Annotated in this window: 14 protein-coding genes; 6 read left to right on the forward strand and 8 right to left on the reverse strand. The window is 48.0% G+C overall.

What is annotated here, in order from left to right; all coding sequences use genetic code 11:
• Positions 1–2: 2 nt before the first annotated feature.
• Entirely contained in the window at positions 3–410 is a 408-nt protein-coding gene (locus FDX03_RS18960; protein ID WP_048212971.1) for a membrane protein, read from the forward strand.
• Between the two features lie 31 nt (positions 411–441).
• Positions 442–1,833: a DUF4832 domain-containing protein gene (locus tag FDX03_RS18965; protein ID WP_115643003.1), complete on the forward strand. Its 1,392-nt coding sequence runs from the start codon at positions 442–444 to the stop codon at positions 1,831–1,833.
• 47 nt (positions 1,834–1,880) lie between these two features.
• Here FDX03_RS18965 and galE read toward each other — a convergent pair whose 3' ends face one another.
• The 7 genes from galE to FDX03_RS19000 form a co-directional block, all read right to left on the reverse strand.
• Positions 1,881–2,897 (reverse strand): UDP-glucose 4-epimerase GalE, encoded by a 1,017-nt coding sequence (galE, locus tag FDX03_RS18970; RefSeq protein ID WP_116360820.1) that lies wholly within the window; start codon positions 2,895–2,897, stop codon positions 1,881–1,883.
• Between the two features lie 65 nt (positions 2,898–2,962).
• Complete coding sequence (locus tag FDX03_RS18975) at positions 2,963–3,901, reverse strand: hypothetical protein (RefSeq protein WP_124021029.1); 939 nt, start codon at positions 3,899–3,901, stop codon at positions 2,963–2,965.
• 153 nt (positions 3,902–4,054) lie between these two features.
• A complete protein-coding gene (locus FDX03_RS18980) occupies positions 4,055–4,690 on the reverse strand; it encodes a carbonic anhydrase (protein WP_005122990.1) in 636 nt (211 codons plus the stop codon).
• Positions 4,691–4,845: 155 nt separating this feature from the next.
• Positions 4,846–6,018: a PatB family C-S lyase gene (locus tag FDX03_RS18985; protein WP_137346405.1), complete on the reverse strand. Its 1,173-nt coding sequence runs from the start codon at positions 6,016–6,018 to the stop codon at positions 4,846–4,848.
• A gap of 124 nt (positions 6,019–6,142) precedes the next feature.
• On the reverse strand, positions 6,143–7,603 hold the full coding sequence (gene nhaC, locus FDX03_RS18990) for a Na+/H+ antiporter NhaC (RefSeq protein WP_137346406.1): 1,461 nt from the start codon (positions 7,601–7,603) through the stop codon (positions 6,143–6,145).
• 194 nt (positions 7,604–7,797) lie between these two features.
• Complete coding sequence (gene melR, locus FDX03_RS18995; RefSeq protein WP_048212965.1) at positions 7,798–8,736, reverse strand: transcriptional regulator MelR; 939 nt, start codon at positions 8,734–8,736, stop codon at positions 7,798–7,800.
• Between the two features lie 334 nt (positions 8,737–9,070).
• Complete coding sequence (locus FDX03_RS19000) at positions 9,071–10,819, reverse strand: sigma 54-interacting transcriptional regulator (RefSeq protein WP_137346407.1); 1,749 nt, start codon at positions 10,817–10,819, stop codon at positions 9,071–9,073.
• A 380-nt stretch (positions 10,820–11,199) separates the two neighbouring features.
• Here FDX03_RS19000 and dpaL point away from each other — a divergent pair, with 380 nt between their 5' ends.
• From dpaL to FDX03_RS19020, 4 genes are all read left to right on the forward strand, one after another.
• A complete protein-coding gene (gene dpaL, locus FDX03_RS19005) occupies positions 11,200–12,414 on the forward strand; it encodes a diaminopropionate ammonia-lyase (RefSeq protein ID WP_048213489.1) in 1,215 nt (404 codons plus the stop codon).
• A 33-nt stretch (positions 12,415–12,447) separates the two neighbouring features.
• Positions 12,448–13,632 carry a YgeY family selenium metabolism-linked hydrolase gene (locus tag FDX03_RS19010; RefSeq protein WP_048212963.1) on the forward strand — a complete coding sequence of 395 codons (1,185 nt, stop codon included), beginning with the start codon at positions 12,448–12,450 and terminating at the stop codon, positions 13,630–13,632.
• A 68-nt stretch (positions 13,633–13,700) separates the two neighbouring features.
• Complete coding sequence (locus tag FDX03_RS19015; protein WP_061068407.1) at positions 13,701–15,293, forward strand: D-aminoacylase; 1,593 nt, start codon at positions 13,701–13,703, stop codon at positions 15,291–15,293.
• Between the two features lie 78 nt (positions 15,294–15,371).
• Positions 15,372–16,658, forward strand: a complete 1,287-nt coding sequence (locus FDX03_RS19020) for an MFS transporter (RefSeq protein WP_048212961.1) — start codon at positions 15,372–15,374, stop codon at positions 16,656–16,658.
• An 868-nt stretch (positions 16,659–17,526) separates the two neighbouring features.
• Here the strand turns inward: FDX03_RS19020 and FDX03_RS19025 are convergent.
• Positions 17,527–17,985: a GNAT family N-acetyltransferase gene (locus tag FDX03_RS19025; RefSeq protein ID WP_048212960.1), complete on the reverse strand. Its 459-nt coding sequence runs from the start codon at positions 17,983–17,985 to the stop codon at positions 17,527–17,529.
• Position 17,986 lies beyond the last annotated feature (1 nt).

A 17,986-nucleotide genomic window follows, 5' to 3' on the forward strand; every position in this document is an offset into this window, starting at 1 on the left:
TTTTGACCAGTCCTCAGAATCGCCCCCCCGTCATCGAACGATTTTATGCGCAACTTGATGAGCATATATCGGAGGGACTGACTCCGGAACAAAAAGGCGGGATCGAGAAAGCGATCGTCGCCAGCACTCTGGCATCAAGACATCGGATCGATATTCGCAGAAGTTTTCCATTTTTCGGTAAACGCTTTTATCTGGTTTTTTTATTCGGCAGAGACTTACGTCAGCGGCATCGTCAGGAGTCGACCTTATCGACCATGTTGCTCACTTTTTTGCTGCTGCTAGGCACGCTGTTTGTCACCTGCTGCGTATTACTGACGCTATATATGATCAAATCCGCATTGGGTATTGATGTATTCCAACATTTTCACGTTGGTATCTGGGACTGGTGGTTAAGCCTGAAAGACCGCTAGTGTTATCAAACCTGTGGAGGGCGTCACTGCGATGAAGTGTAAATGGTTTTCTGCGCTGTTGTGTCTGTTCTGTCCGCTGACGGTATTGGCCGCATTAACGACCGTAACCCCCAAAGCATTGACGGGCCCACTGACAAACCCAGGTATCGGGGTCGCCAGTTTTCATCAAGGATATGGTGAAACGCTTGGACTGGCGGATTATCCCGACACCGGCTTTGAATATGAGCGCTTTTACTGGCGTGACCTTGAGCCTGTCGAAGGCCAGTACAATTTTGCACTGGTTGATGACGCTTTTAAGTATGCCGCGGCGCATCGACCGGCGATGAACGTCGGACTGCGGTTTATGGCGCTTGCTGAGCCGGAAACCGGTTCACAAATTCCTGACTGGTTGATTAACAAAGGCGTAAAGGGAACCTGGACGTCTGACAAAAAAACCTTTATCCCTGATTTAGACGATCCCCTATTTATTGAATATAGCCAGCGCCTGCTGAACGCGATGGGTAAACGCTATGATGGTAACGAGAACCTGGCTTTCGTGGATATCGGCATGGTGGGGTCGTGGGGAGAGTGGCATAACAGCAACTTCCCGATGCTGAAGCCATTGCTGGAGCGCTATACCACGGCGCAGTTGGACCGCTATGTGACGATGCATTTTACGGCTTTCCCCAGTACGCCAAAAATCATGCTGATGAGTGGTGGGCAAAGTCTGGCGAATGCGGTCGCGCGCGGGGCAGGCTGGCGTGCGGACTGCCTGGGCGATCTCCGCGTGTTTTCTGCTTCCTGGAACCATATGGCGGATGATTATCCGCAACGGCTGCAGGCCGCACAGAAAAGCTATTCAGGATTTAATGATGCCTGGAAACATGCGCCAGTGAGCTTTGAGATCTGCTCGTACATGCAGGACTGGAAAAATACGTTTCACTATACGCGAGCGGAAGTGCAGGGGATTTTTGACTGGGCGGTGAAGCAACATACCAGTACGATTAACCTGAAATCAAGAACAGTGCCCCGTGAGTATCGTCCGATTGTCGACGAGGCACTGACAAAACTGGGCTATCGGTTTCGCTTAGCATCTCTGAGCCACGAGTCCGTCTGGGAAGGTGGACAAGAATTCACCCTGACAAGCACCTGGTATAATGAGGGTAACGCGCCGATTTACTTGCCCTACACGCTGGCATTTCGTCTGGTCGATGAGGCCAATAAGGTGGTGGCACAAGGGAATGCCCCGGAAGATATACGTCACTGGCTGCCCGGAAAGTACTCACTGAGTTACCCGATGCCGATGCCCGGGACGCTGCCGAAAGGGAAATATGCTATTGAGACGGCGATAGTGGATAAAACCGGTGCGGCAAGAATTCACTTTGCCAATGAAGGGAAGCAGAGCAACGGTTGGTATCGCGTCTCTGCGGTAACGGTGAAATAGCCTGCCATAGTAAGGAGCCTGGCAACCAGGCTCCTTATCGTTAAAAATTAAACGTGATAGCCATCTGGATTGTTTTTTTGCCAGTTCCAGGTGTCGCGTATCATTTCATCCAGGGTATAGATGGCCTGCCATCCCAACTCTTTTCGTGCTAACGACGGGTCTGACCAACACTCGGCAATATCCCCGGGCCTTCTGGCCACAATCTTATAATTAATGCGGGTTTGCGCCGCTTTCTCGAAGGCTGCAATCAGGTTAAGTACGGAATACCCGATACCGGTACCGAGGTTGATGACTTTGTATGCCGCACCTTTTTCCTGGCAATCCAGTGCCGCTAAATGGCCAGTTGCCAGATCCATCACATGGATGTAATCACGCACACCGGTGCCGTCAGGGGTTGGATAGTCATTTCCATAGACCGACACGCTTTCCAGTTTGCCAATCGCCACCTGAGAAATATACGGTACCAGATTGTTGGGGATACCATTCGGATCTTCGCCAATCCTGCCCGATGGATGCGCGCCAACTGGGTTAAAGTAGCGTAGGCAGGTGATTCGGAAATCGGGCTGTGCGCGGGAAAAGTCTGCCAGAATTTGCTCGACCATGAATTTTGATGTGCCATACGGATTGGTGGTACCACCGGTTGGCGATTGTTCACTTAATGGAACGCTTTCCGGGTTGCCGTATACCGTGGCGGAAGAGCTGAAAATAAAGTGCTTCACCCCCGCAGCTAACATCTCACGCAGTAAAACCAGCGTGCCGGTGACATTATTGTCATAATAGGCAAGCGGCTCTTTTATTGATTCTGAAACTGATTTTAATCCAGCAAAATGAATGACATCGGTGATGTTATGGTTAGAGAAAATCGTTTTCAGAATATTGTTGTTCAGCACATCAGCAATATAAACAATGGGCGCTTTGCCGGTCAGTTCCGCAACCCGGTCCAGGGATGTTTGTGAGGAGTTGGAAAGGTTATCGATGACCACAACATCATCACCTCTTTCCAGAAGCGTCAGCACGGTATGTGAACCAATATAACCAGCACCACCAGTGACTAAAATTGCCATACAGTCTCCAGATATTTTTTTGCAAACAATCATTAATTCATTAATGCCACCGGCATAAATAAATGTTATTGGCGGCGTCGGTTAAGGTAATAATTCCGGTATTTCACCCTGCATTTATAAGATATTTTTTTAAGTATAGAAAACAGGCTGAATTTGCTTATCTTACTATCATACACGATATAGTTATCGGTGAAGTTCAGCGTGTGGACGCCCTCGCTTTGGTTGATGCTGGCATTGATCTGCGCAATCAAACGCTCATCAAAGTTGGATGCATTAATCGTGATTAACTCTTTGATATAAACCGACTTTCCGTACGTCTCTGGTGTGCATTCCTGGGTGAGGAAATAGAGTCTATTCTCAACGCAATGTGGTGCGCCAGCGCCTCGGGGGTGTTGATTCGACAGGTTAAGCGTTGGCACTATTTTTTGCCATGGCCCGGTTACATCACTGGCTGTATGGATAACTAACTTATCTTCCATCGTGGTGGATAAAAGATAAAGATTTTCATGCAACGAAACGACGACGTTATCGGTGAGCGCCTGATCAGGTACTAATACTTTTACCTGTTTCCAGCGCGTAGGGAAATCTATCGACTGGAATAAGATAACCTCTTTCCTTTCTGAAGACTCCGGGATCATGAAAAGCTGATCGTTGTTGTAAAATAAAAAAGGAAATGATAGATGGCATTTTAGGTTATCAAAACCGTCGAGTTTCACATCCTCAAGCTCAACCAGGTTAGCATCAAGGATACGGCAGCGCAGGATACCTTGCGAATTACGAAAGCTTAATGCTTCATAAAACACATAAACTTTATTGTCTTTTTCAATAATGAAAGGATCGGCCTGAAAGGTATATTTCTTTTTGAGCTGTTGGGCTCGGGTGCGGTTTAGAATGTCCAGCGTGTTAGTGGGAAAGGTATGCGAACCATTATTTTTCAGGATCATAATATCCCACGACTCATGAAAAAATAACATATTAATCAGTCTGTTATTTTTCGTTCGCATGCGTACCTGCTCCTTTTTATCGCTTAATCTATTGCGGGTTCCACGACAGCCACACCAATGGCTAGTGTAAAAGCTAGTCGCATGAGGGGTGTTTGTCTACTAACAGAAATCGTAGTGGGAGGATTGCCAGAGCATCCGTGCTCCAGTGCAGCTTTACTCGAAATGGACGTGTGGATTATCGGCCAGTGAAACGTAAGTCTTGCTGTTCTTATCCAGAGTACGAATTTCTCCGCTTTCGATGTCGTAGACCCAGCCGTGCAGACGAATCGCGTTGTTGCGCAGGCCAACAGCCACGCAAGGATGCGTTTTAATGTTGTTCAACTGGGCAATTACGTTTTCTTCTACCATGGCATTCACTTTATCGATTTCGTTAGCCCAGGTTTTCTTTTCAACCACGGCTTTCGCGGCATCGGCATAGTGCAACCAGTGGGCGACAGCAGGCATCGGATCCAGGGGTTGGCTTTCTGCGATGGCTTTCATCGCGCCGCAGTTGGAGTGACCACAGATAACGATATCAGTCACGCCTAGAGCAACGACCGCGTACTCAATGGTAGCAGACACGCCACCAGGCTCCGGGCCAAAAGACGGTACGATATTACCGGCGTTACGGATAACGAAAAGCTGTCCTGGCTCTTGCTGCGTCACTAACTCTGGCACCAGACGGCTATCAGAACAGGAGATGAAAAGCGCTTTAGGATTCTGGCTGGATGCCAGGCTGCGGAAGAGTTCCTTACGTTGAGGGAAAATCTCTTTTTGGAAGTTGAGGAAGCCCTCAATGATATGTTGCATAGCAGTGTCTCTTTTCTCTGTTTAAGCAGGTTATGATGAAGATCACACTTTCCAGTTTAACACCAGCCGACAGAAGGGAAAGACTTTATAGCAGTTCGGTCAATATCTTTGGGCAATTTTGCCCTGACGAAGCAGGGCAAGCGTAGCGGCCTGCGTTATGCGTTCAGCCGTTTCTGGTATGCCGCTTTTAGCCTGTTCATCGCCTCTACCAGTATGGCGCGCGGACAGCCAACGTTCAGACGCATGTGCCCCTCTCCGCCTGGACCATATTGTGACCCTGGTGACAGGCCAAGTCTGGCTTCATGGACAAAAAAATCGCTTAGCTGCGTCTCGCTAAGCGCCATTTTTTCGGCATTCAGAAAGAGCAGATAGGATGCGCCACCATAGACAATTGAAATCAACGGACAGTGCATTTCGATTTCATTTCTAACAAATGCCACGTTATCAGCCAGATAAGCCAATAATTCCCGGTGCCAGTCACCGCAATGGGTATAGGCGCTATAAATCGTTGCCTGTTGCAGTGAGTGAGTCTCTGCAAGATAACAGTTATCGAGAAAATGATAGAACCGGTGACGCAGTTCATCATTCTTTATAATGGCTATCCCTCCCTGGATCGCCGCCGTGTTGAAGGTCTTGCTGACAGAGGTCAGTACGATTGACTGACACCCTGCTGCGTCATCAAGGGTAAAAAAGGGCCGGTGTTGCTTACCTGGCAGGGTTAAATCGCTATGCACTTCATCGGAAAGAATGATGACGCCGGCCTGCTGGCAATAGTGACTGATCTTTTCAAGCGTTTCCCGTGACCACACCATTCCACCAGGATTATGTGGCGAGGGAAAAAGAAACATTTTGCACTGTTTAAGTTTCTCGCTGAAATCTTGCCAGTCAAATTCATAGCAACCGTCTTTTTCAATGAGGCGGGTCTGGAGTAAATGTCTGCCGCTGGTTTTCACCAGGTTAGGGTAGGGGTCATATATTGGGGTACAGGTTAATATATTGTCTCCCGTACGAGTGAGTGCCAGCAAGGACATGACAATGGTTTTTATGACACCGGGAACAAAATGCAGCCAGTGCGATTTAATCTCGGCATCATATTGTTTTGCGTACCACTGGACAACGGATTCTTTCCATTGCGGATAATCCAGGTTATAGCCCTGAACAGGCTGCTCTACTACTGTGCGTAATGTATTCATGATGGGTTCTGGCGTCACAAAATCCATATCCGCAATCCATAGTGGTAATACATCGCTGGTACCGTACATTTGTTGTAATTGTCCGTATTTACGACAATTAACATCCCTTGTGACAATATCATCAAACAAAGACATTGTTGACTCCTGGAAAGTCTCTGAAAATAGTGTAAGCAACGCTAAAAGCGAAGAATGTTTATGTATATCTGATGGATATATTAAATTTACCCTGGTGATAGCTAATATTTAGCTATTTAGTAGTTTATGATTTTTGCTCAACCATATTCTCAGTGGCTTCATTAGGCTCATATTTAGCAATGCCAATACCGGTTGCCGCCCACAGTAGCGCAAAGATGACGCCGCTGTAACAGAGGATTGCCCAGGGCAAATAATCAAGTGTGGCAACACCCAGCATAGTGGCGCAATAAACGCCTGAAGCGGACCAGGGGATAATCGGTTCGACAACGGTTCCGGCATCTTCAGTGGTTCGCGAGAGGTTTTTTGCCGCAAGCCCTCGTTTTTTGTATTCATCTTTAAAGGCATCGCCGCACAATAACAACGGTAAGGTTCCATTGGCGGTACAGGCGCAGATGGTGAACGTCGTAACAATGGTGGTAGCGACCAGGCGGAATGTTGATTTAACCCCTTTTGTCAGCGCGTTAATAACCGTGTACAGGGAGCCAGTCGCACTCATGGCGCCAGCAAAACTAAAGGCGCTGAAGACGGTCACAAAACTGCTGAACATAGAGATTGCGCCGCCTCGCTCTAATAAGCGCGAGACATCAGATGACAGTGCAGGAATAGGGTCTCCGGTAAGCATCGCGAGCTTAAAGCCGCTGACCACGGATTCACCGACCGAAGATGCGCTGAATTGTTGAAAAACCAGAGCCAGAATCATTGATACGATGGTGGACAAAAACAACATCGGGATAGGCGGTTTTTTCGACAGTGAGCCGTACAAAACTATAATCGGTGGTAGCAACAACAGAAGGTTGAACTGATAAATCTGGCCGATAGCGTTCATTAACTGGGTGATATTTTCTGGTGCACTGACAGCGGCATCAATGCCCATTCCCATATAGCTATAAACCACGCAGCAAATAATGAATCCCGGACCGGTAGTCCACAGCAAATGGCCAATATGGGAGTACAGATTTACACCGGCAGCCAGTGCCGCCATATTGGTTGAATCAGAGACCGGCGAGAGTTTATCGCCAAACCAGCAACCTGAAACAATGGCTCCAGCGGCGATGGGCAGAGAGACATTAAGGCCAATGGCGACACCAATCATGGCAATTCCGACGGTACCAATGGAACCCCATGAGGTGCCGGTACACACTGAGATCAATGCCCCCAGCATAAATGCTGAAATATAAAAATACTGAGGGTTAATCCACTTCAAACCATAATAGATCATCATCGGGATGGTACCTGATACCATCCAGGAACCAATCAAAAACCCGATACTGGCGACAATCAGAATGACTGGCAGTGCTTCTGATATTTTATTGCAAATCGATTGCAGAATATCATCCCATGTATAACCATGAGCAATGGCGATAAATGAAGCGGCTGCCGTTCCCATCAGGATCATAGGTTCGGCACGAATATTGAATATAAAATATCCTATGCTAATCCCGCCCAGCATGATCACCATAGGTAATACTGACCAAAAGAAAGAGAGTTTTTTTCTGTAGTGTGAGGTACAGCTATTTTGTTCCATAATTCCATCCCAATCGTTAACGGTTGAACAAGCCAAAGAAATACCTGCTACAGGCCAATCAATAACGGAGTGGCGTAGTTACGTGAGTTGTTGAACGAACTCTATTTTATTAACTGTTTCAGGCGTTCTTTTCTGGCCTGCTGTTATGATTTTCATATTTCAGCAGTAAAATAAGAGATAGATTTGATAGTCAATTATCCCTCCGCATAAGGTGGATGATTTCGGCGTTGCTGGCTGAGCTTGCGATACTGCTGAGGCGGCATACCGACGTATTTATGAAATGAGCTATAAAATCGACTGCTGGAGCGAAAACCCGCAATCATCGCGATATCCAGAATGGTTTTATCGGTGTCGCTGAGTAATGCCCGTACATGGTTGATGCGCATCGCCGTAATATATTGTTTCATCGTCAGTTGCATTACGCGATGAAAGATACCCATCGCATAATTAGGATTAAGTTTGACGTGATCGGCAATGGCCTCGACGGTCAGCAATTTGTCACAGTTGGCGGCAATAAATTCCAGCATCTGGCTGACGTAAAATTGTGAATGCCGCGAAATGCTATTCTTCTGGGTTCGTGCAGTTTGGTTTCCCAATACTGTCCGCCAGCCTGAGAGGCTAAACCGCTTGAGCATCAGGGCGATTTCATCAATGGCTAACTGACGAATCTGTTCGTTATCGCTGTTGAGTTCATTTTGCCAACGTTGAACCTCAAAAACGCTAAGCTGCTGGGATGCCGATGAGGTAATCACCCTGCCGTGCGTCACGTGATTAATCAGCTCTCTATCCAGCGGCCAGGACAAAAATAAATGCATGGGCAAGTTGAAGATAGCCATTTGCTTACAGTGCCCGGCATTCGTGAGCTGATGAGGGGTACACGCCCAGAACAGTGTGATAAAGCCTTGTTTGCTCTGTACCACTTCGTCATTGAACAGGTACTCAACATCACCATCAAATGGCACATTCACTTCAACCTGGCCATGCCAGTGACTGTAAGTCATGGCCAGCGGCTCCCGCAACTCGACATCCATACGCTGATACTCTGAATAGAGTGCCAGTGGGCTACGAGTCTTTTTTTCATAGCTGCGACACATATGGGGATCATGCGGCAGCTGCGGAATACTTTTAGCCATTACGGGTTGGTTCCTGAAGAGTGAATTTGACCATGAGGTAGCGCCAAAGCATGCACATAGCTTAACCGAAAAAAATCACCGTTTTCTCTCCATTTTCGCGAAATTATTCCCAAAAACTCAGATCCTGTGCCTGTTGATTGCCGATCTGAGATAGCGGGAATGGCGAGTATTAATTTTAAAAGCGCTCAACCATAAGGGACTTTGCTGTACCTGCGGGATGGCGGCTCTGACGCCCTATCCGGCCTACTAAAGCCTGTAAACCGTAGGCCGATAAGCGAGCATTGATGATCGGCAGTATTGGATAATGCGGATTTTGTCGTTGAGAAGGCGAGGCTCATAAGCCATAGAGTTTTAGTTTTCGGTACAGCGTCGCAATGCTGATCCCCAGTTCTGTCGCGGCTTGTTTCTTACCTTCAACGCTTGAACCAAATCGCTGTATGACGTTTTCAATGGCATCTCTCTCTGCTTGTTTGCCCTGGTGGGCAAGCTGGCGAGGTTGCGCCATCATTGTGCTTTTTCTGCCATCGGCTGCGGTAAGCAGGTAAGGGGGCAGATGGCTGGCGTTGATCCCGGCGGCTTCTCCGCGCATGACAAAAATGTACTCGATGACGTTGCGCAGTTCACGGATGTTGCCCGGCCAGTGCCAGGCATAAAGGCGGTTAATAACATCATCGGGAAGTTTTTGCGGCGGTCGCTGGTAGCTTAGCGAGAATTCATCGGCAAAATATTGTGCCAGGACGGCGATATCCGCCCGGCGTTCACGCAGGGAAGGAAGTACCAGAGGGACCACGTTCAGGCGATAGAAAAGATCTTCACGAAACTGATTATTCTCGACCATCGCGCTGATGTTTTTGTTGGTTGCGGCAATAATCCGCACGTCAATATTGATGGTGTTGTTAGACCCCACACGGGTGATGGCTTTTTCCTGCAGTACCCTGAGCAGCTTGGCCTGCAAATGCAGTGGCATATCGCCAATCTCGTCGAGGAACAGGCTACCCCCATTGGCCAGCTCAAATTTCCCCACACGGCCTTTGGGATCGGCACCGCTGAATGCGCCGCGTACGTAGCCAAACAGTTCGCTTTCCAGGAGTTGTTCAGGGATAGCGGCGCAGTTGATGGTCACGAAAGGGGCGGCTTTACGCGGGCTGCTCTGATGAATAGCAAATGCCACAACTTCTTTACCTGAACCACTTTCCCCGGTGATCAGTACACTGGCATAGCTGTTGGCGATTTTGCTAATGGTACTTCTGAGTTGTTCCATTGAGGGGGAATGGCCAATAAGACGTACCTGTGTGTCAGACTCATAGGGCGAGGGAGCAATCGTGCTCAGGTAGTCGTGCGCATCGCGAAAGATAACCATAGTTAATCGGTCGTTATCCAGTGACGAGAGCGAGATTTGTTTACACAGCACATGGTGTTTTTGCCCTTCAAGTGTCAGCCATGCTTCCTCATCGCCATACAAACTGTCTCCGGTCGTTTCAATGGTCAGAGGTAATCCCTGAACTTCACGGTTAAGTATGCGATCTGCTGAATGGTTGGCATGCCAGATGCGGCCCTTGCCATCGATGGCCACAACGCCGCGATCCATTGCATCAATCAGACGACGAAAGGCACCGAGCGTCTCCTGCGCGCGTAAGCGTTCCAGGCATTCAAAGACCTTACTGGAGATCATGACGGCAATTTGCTCTATAAACGTGACAAATTTATCGATCTGGCTAAGCAAAGTGTCACGCTGTGTTTGCGTTGAGCAAATAATGCCGATCACCCCAATGACGCGGTTATTGAGAAAAATAGGGGCGTTCAAATCCAGCATTTCAGAGCAGTAATGGTGTTTTTCACACAGTTGACATAGAGGATGTTCACCGGGGTTTTTGATCAAAACCGTCTCACGGACCTGCAAAACATGCCGATAGATATAACCATTTTTTGCCACGTTCTCATTGAGCATATGTCGGTATTTACCGGTGCCAGCAATGCGCATTAAAGATTCATCAATGATTTCTACATCAGTCCCGGTAATGCCGGAAATAGCGTCGGCATAATTGCATATATCATCCTGGATATTGCTCAGTACTGAAATCATGATACTTCTCCGGTAAGGTGTCTCATTTCTCAAGGAAAATGATAAATAGGCGAACCATTGCAAAATTGATTTGCGAAAAATCAATCTAGCGTATTGTTTTTGGATGTTTTTTTAATTTTATCCTTCGTGATCACACTATTTATCATTTATGAGAATTTATCAAAACCAGGCGATAAACTAACGACGGCTGTTTTTACCTTGCTATCATTAAAAATTGATTAATGTATTGAAATAAAAGAATTTATTAAATTATTTCTAGTTTTTTCCTCATTTTCTAAAAAACTGGTAAGCATTTTGCTTTTATGGATTACCGATAGCGTAAATAACTCTGTATTACACCGATTACAGGGAATGAATTACCAGGATAATGAGGTTTTATGATGCAGCAAAACTTATCATTTTTTATCAACCAGACGCCGTTTACCGAGCACCCTAACGCACCTCTGGCCCCCTTTAGTCGCCAGGAACTGGTAAAAGCGTTGAATTTTCATCGGTCTATTCCGGGATACGCTCCAACACCGCTGTATACGTTGCCGGCACTTTCACAAAAACTGGGCGTAAAAAATATTTACCTCAAAGATGAGTCTCAACGTTTTGGCCTGAAAGCGTTCAAAGCGCTGGGCGGCGCCTACGCGATGGCATGCCATATCGCGGAATTAGTGGGGAAGGATATCAGTGAATTGCCGTTTGATGTCATGACCAGTGAAGCAGTACGCCATGACCTGAAGACCGTGACGTTTGCCACCACCACCGATGGTAACCACGGGCGCGGAGTGGCGTGGATGGCGCGCCAGCTAAAGCAAAATGCGGTGGTTTACATGCCGAAAGGATCTTCACAGCAGCGGCTGGCATCTATCCGCAATGAAGGCGCTACCGCTGAAATCGTGGATATGAACTATGACGATGCCGTGCGTATGACCGCAGATCAGGCGCAAAAGTATGGCTGGATCGTTGTGCAGGACACGGCCTGGGAAGGGTACGAAAAGATCCCGCAGTGGATTATGCAGGGCTACGGCACGCTGATGCTGGAAGCGATTGATCAACTCCATCAGGTCGCCCCGACGCATGTTTTCGTTCAGGCCGGTGTGGGTTCATTTGCGGGAATGGTGCAGGGTATGGTGACGGCCGCATGGGGCGAAAATCGTCCGAAAGTGATCGTCGCCGAAGCGTTAATTGCCGACTGTCTCTACCGTTCAGCCCGTGCAAAAGAGGGGGATGCTGTTGCGGTAGGCGGCGATTTACAGACCGTGATGGCGGGTCTGGCCTGTGGTGAGGCAAACAGCATTGGCTGGAAGTTACTGCGTGATTATGCCACCGCATTTGCTTCCTGCCCTGATGAAGTCGCGGCGCTGGGCATGCGTATGTTGGGCAACCCGCTGGCGGGCGACCCACAAATTATTTCAGGTGAGTCTGGGGCCGTCACGACAGGTCTTCTGGCGCTGTTGATGACCTCCCCGGATTTGGCCCAAACCCGTGAGCAACTGGGTCTTGATGAGCATTCCCGCGTGTTGCTGATAAGTACTGAAGGTGATACCGACCCGCAACAATATTTGGATATTGTCTGGGGCGGTCAGTACCCGCGCATCAATAAATAATTTCCTGATTGAGAGTATTAACGGAGAAACCCCATGTTATCTGCAACCCGTATTGAAGAAGTTATTAAAAATTGCCAGGCGCTGATCCAGCAAAAAAGTTATTCAGGTCAGGAAGGGGACGTGGTAAATGCCATAAAAATAATGATGCAGCATTACCAGTTCGACGACATCCATGTTGATAAATACGGCAATATCGTTGGCGGTATTGTGGGAAATCAGCCGGGGAAAACGCTGGTTCTGGATGGTCATATTGATACTGTGCCGGTGAACGAAGAGAAGTGGACCCGCAACCCGTACGGCGGTGATATTGACGATGGCAAAATTTATGGCCGTGGCACCACCGATATGAAAGGCGCTGTTGCTGCGATGATCTCTGCCGTAGGTTTTTTCGGCCAGGATACTCAGCGTAATTTCGCCGGGAAAATTTACGTCGCCTGTATCGTTCATGAAGAGTGTTTTGAAGGCATTGCCGCTCGTCTGGTCAGTGAGCGCTATCAGCCTGATTACGTCATTATTGGCGAAGCTTCTGAACTGAATCTGAAAATCGGCCAGCGTGGTCGTGCTGAAATTGTGGTTGAAACCTTTGGTAAACCTGCCCACTCCGCCAACCCGCAGGCAGGAATTAACGCGGTGTACAAAATGGCGCAGTTGATCGACAAAATTCGCACCATCACTCCGCCAACCCACCCGGTTCTTGGCCCCGGTATCCTGGAACTGACAGACATTAAATCGTCGCCGTATCCTGGCGCATCAGTGGTGCCGGATTACTGCCGCGCCACTTACGATCGCCGCTTGCTGGTGGGCGAAACCAAAGAAAGTGTTATTGCGCCACTGGAAAATGCACTTGCGGAGCTAACCGCCCAGGACCCGCAGTTCAAAGCCCGCGTCTCTTACGCGGTTGGCAAGGAGTCTTGCTATACCGGCGCCACCATTGAGGGAGAGCGGTTCTTCCCTGGCTGGGTGTACGACGAGTCTGACGAGTTCGTGCAGGCAGCGTTGGCAGGCGTTCGCGAAGCGGGTTTCTCGCCAACGATTACTCAGTACTCATTTTGCACTAACGGCAGCCACTATGCGGGCGAAGCGGGAATCAAAACCATCGGGTTTGGGCCGTCGCGTGAAAACCTGGCGCATACCATCGACGAGTATATCGAGATTGATCAGTTGACCGGATCGGCCCGCGGCTATTACAGCATAATCCAGACACTCTATCGCCGTTAAAAAATAAAGATAAATACCTCTTACCTTACAGGTGGTGCTGCTACGCGGCACCGCAATGGAGAATAACGATGAAAACCATTTTTAAAAACGGAAATGTGATTGATGGAACGGGTAATCCAGGCCGAATTGCCGATGTAATGGTTGATGAAGGGCATATTGTCGAAATTGGTCAAATTGATGTTGGCGTCAATGAACAGGTTATTGATGCAACAGGGAAAATTATTTGCCCGGGCTTTATTGATACTCACACACACTCTGATCTGTCAGCCATTATTAATCCTGCGCTGTCAGCGAAAATCCGCCAGGGGATTACTACCGAGTTGCTGGGGCAGGATGGCGTAGCGCTGGCACCATTGCCGGAGGAATATATTCCGGCATGGCGTAAAAATATTGCTGGACTGGACGGCGACACCGACAAAATTGACTGGAAATATAAAAACACGGACGGTTATCTCAACCTGTTGGCATCCCGACATCCGGCGACAAACCTGGCATATCTGGTGCCACACGGTAACGTACGCATGGAAGCGATGGGCCTGGATGGACGCCCTTCCACGCGTGAAGATGTGGCGAAGATGTGTGAAGTCCTTGAACGTGAGCTAAAAGCCGGCGCGTTTGGTCTTTCAACTGGGCTTATCTATATGCCGTGTGCTTTTGGTGATACCGCTGAAATGATTGAGTTGTGCAAGGTCACGGCGAAATATGACGGGATCTTTGTGGTACACCAGCGCAGTGAGGCTGACGATATCATCAGTTCAACGCAGGAACTGATCGATATCGCTAAAGCCACCGGTGTCTGGTTGCATATTTCACATATGAAAGTCTGTGGGAAGAAAAACTGGGGGCTGATTGACCAGATGTTGGGCATGCTGGAGCAGGCCCAGGAAGAGGGGATCCGTATCTCTTACGACCAGTATCCGTACGTGGCGGGAAGCACCATGCTCGGCGTGATCCTGCCTCCGTGGGTCCACTCTGGCGGGACGGACAAATTACTTGAGCGTCTGGCCTCGCCTGAATTGCGTGCCAAAATGATAGAGGATATCCAGCAGGGCATTCCTGGTTGGGATAACTTCATTGATTTTGCAGGCCTGGATCAGATTTTTGTCACCAGCGTCAAGACAGAGAAAAATCAGGATGCTGTTGGTCTGAACCTTGTTCAACTGGGGGAATTGCGCGGTAAAGATCCGTACAACGCTACCTTCGATCTGTTGTTTGAAGAAGAAAACGCCGTTGGCATGGTCGACTTTTACGGCACTGAAGAACACGTCATTAAGTTTCTCTGCCGGCCGGAACAGAACGTGTGCACTGACGGACTGATGGGCGCGGGTAAACCACACCCACGTGTGTTTGGCGCCTTCCCGCGCGTGCTGGGTAAATACGTGCGTGAAGAAGGATGCCTGAGCTGGGAAGCGGCAATCCGCAAGATGACAGGCAAACCCGCTGAGGTGTTGGGTCTGCAGGATCGTGGACTGCTGAAGGTAGGGTATGCGGCGGATATTGTGATGTTCGATCCCAAGACTATTGCGGATAAGGGGACATTTGTTGAACCGAATCAATATCCGGAAGGGATTGAAATCGTGATGGTTAATGGACGCATAGCCTTAATTAATGGCACGGAAAGTTATGCCTGTAGCGGTACTGTTATCAGAAAACAATATTAATAAATAACGCTAAACACGCATGGATCTATCGCGACCATTTATGGCCGCGGTAGATCACTACACCCCAAGGACATCACAATGAACCTACAAACATCTTTACCTTCAGGTAAACCTAAGACCTGGAAAGCAAGATATACCGTCCTGACATTAATCTGGCTGGCATGGCTACTCTCGTTCCTCGACAGAATGGTCATGAGCGTTTCGTTGCCTTATATCGGCAAAGATTTAAATCTTGATACAACTCAACAAGGTTTAATTATTAGCGCCTTTTTCATTGGTTACGCCGCGTTCCAAATCCCCGGTGGTTTACTGGCGGATAAGTTTGGCTCACGTAAAATTATGGCTATTGGTATTGCCTGGTGGTCAGTTTTCACCAGCTTAACCGGTGCGGTATTAACGCTGCCGTTGATGCTGGCTGTTCGCTTCTTCTTCGGTATTGGCGAAGGGTGCTTCCCATCAGCTTCCTGGAAAATGATTTCCACCTATTTCCCTTCGAAAGAACGCGGTCGAGCTACAGCAATTCAGTCAACGGTAAATACCTTAGGCCCCGCACTGGCGGTGGTGGTTGCTGCAAGTATTATCGGGGCGTTTGGCTGGCACATGGTCTTTATTGTGCTGGGGATCCCGGGCCTGTTTATTGCTGCGGGTATCTACTTATTCACACGTGACAACCCGAAAGATCACCCTGCGATTACGCAACAGGATCTGGCCGATTTAGCCGCTGACGATCAGGGCGGCCTGCAAAATACGAGCGCTATCGCGTTTAAAGACGTGCTCAAGATGCCGGTGCTCTGGCAGATGGCCAGTATCTGGTTCTTGTTTGATATCACCTTCTGGGGGTTTTCAACCTGGTTGCCAAGCTACCTGATTACCGTGCGTGAATTTTCACTGGCGAAGACGGGAGTGATGGCGGCAATTCCGTTCCTGTTTGGCGCGGGTGGGACATTAATCGGCGGATATTGCTCAGATAAATTCAAACCGATGCGCAAGACGTTGTATGTCGTGACGTCGGTTATTGCGGCGGGCTTCCTGTATCTGACCTTCAGCGTCAGCAGCGCGGATATGGCGGTGGTTTATCAGTGTATCTCTGCGCTGTTTATGTTTTTTGCCATGGCGACATTTTGGGGCATTTTAATGGATACCATCCCCAGCAATATCATGGGGCGGGCTTCCGGTATTGTTAACTTTGGCGGTCAGATGGCGGGGGTGGTTTCTGCGCCGATTATTGGCTGGCTTATCCAAAGCAGCGGCGGAAGTTACAACAGTGCATTTATCTTTATGATCGCCGCCCTGTTATGTTCCGCTGTGGTGACGTTGACCGTAAAAGGTTCGCATGCTGTAGGTGCAATACCCAGTAAAGCCTGATTAGTGTCAAACGCCTGTGGCTCTGCTGTTCCAGAGCCACAGGATTTACAGTTATGCTGTTAAATTAAACCTTTAATCGCTCTCTCTAAGAAAAACAATAGTAGTTTTTTTAAACTGCAAAAATAAGATGTCTTACTGTTTATTTCTCCCGGGGCGGGATAGGTGCGTATAACATTGTTATTAGGGTAACAATTTGTATAGGCGTCAAGGTGATTTAAAACTCTGGCTATTTTATATATCTCTTTGGTGGATGAACTACATTTAGAACAATTGCATTGTCACTAGATATTTTCAGGGTTAATTATTAATAATAAAACAGGAGACTATGACAAAGCCAGGGCTGCGTAAGTTGCTATTCCGGCACCCTGTTTTTCTCCTTTATGTGTGAAAGCAACGCGTTAATGTTGGGAAAACATCCCGCTTGGTTACACTATTATTTCACTACCCAGCTCCTCAAACATCTCCAGATCGCCAGTTAGCCAAATTGATATCACCCAAAAGTATGAGAAAATATATTTACTGATATATTATCTCATGCCGCACCGATGCAACCCGGCGGCTTGTTTAGAGGCCGCTCCGGCAATATAGAGATGCAAAACAAGTGTAGGGATATTTTATGTGAAAATAAAACTCATGAGCAGTAAGATATATGCAACGTGTTGAGAATTAATGTTTTTTTATTGATGGGAAGTTTAAAATATATGAATATGTCACTTTTTAGCGTAGCGGGTATTTGGTCTCAGAAATCTGATGATTTCGGATTCTGCGGCTTTGCGAAACAGAGCCGCAGACGATGTGTTGAAAAATGAAGGTACAGTACGGGGGGATGTTTACATAGAACTACCCGATTAAATGGGTATTATTTATTTTACATACGGTACTCGATCATCCCACTCTTGCTGGCAACCCAGTCATAAAGGCGCTGACCGCGGAGGTTTGTTTCATGTGTGTGCCAGTATAATCTTGCCGCATGGCGCTTGCGGGCGTGTTTTTGAACATACTCGATAAGCTGCTTGCCGATGTGTTTGCCCCGGGTTTCTTCACTAACAAATAAGTCCTCCAGATAGCAATAATCAGACTCCGCCCAGGTTGAGCGGTGAAAGAGATAATGTACCAGACCGACAATTTTACCGTCAGATTTTGCGACAGCGCAGAAAACAGGCTCCACAGGATTGAGAAAACGCCCCCAGGTTAATTGTGTGACCTTGTCTGAAATTTCAGTACGGTAAAAAATCTGGTAATTTATCCAAAGCGGTAGCCAGCCCGCGTAGTCTTGCTGGGTGACGGGTTCGATAGTAATCGGCGCAGTTGTGTTTTGGTTACTCATA

It is taken from the genome of Citrobacter sp. wls827, assembly GCF_005280875.1.
In the GTDB taxonomy this organism is placed as follows: Bacteria; Pseudomonadota; Gammaproteobacteria; order Enterobacterales; family Enterobacteriaceae; genus Citrobacter; species Citrobacter youngae.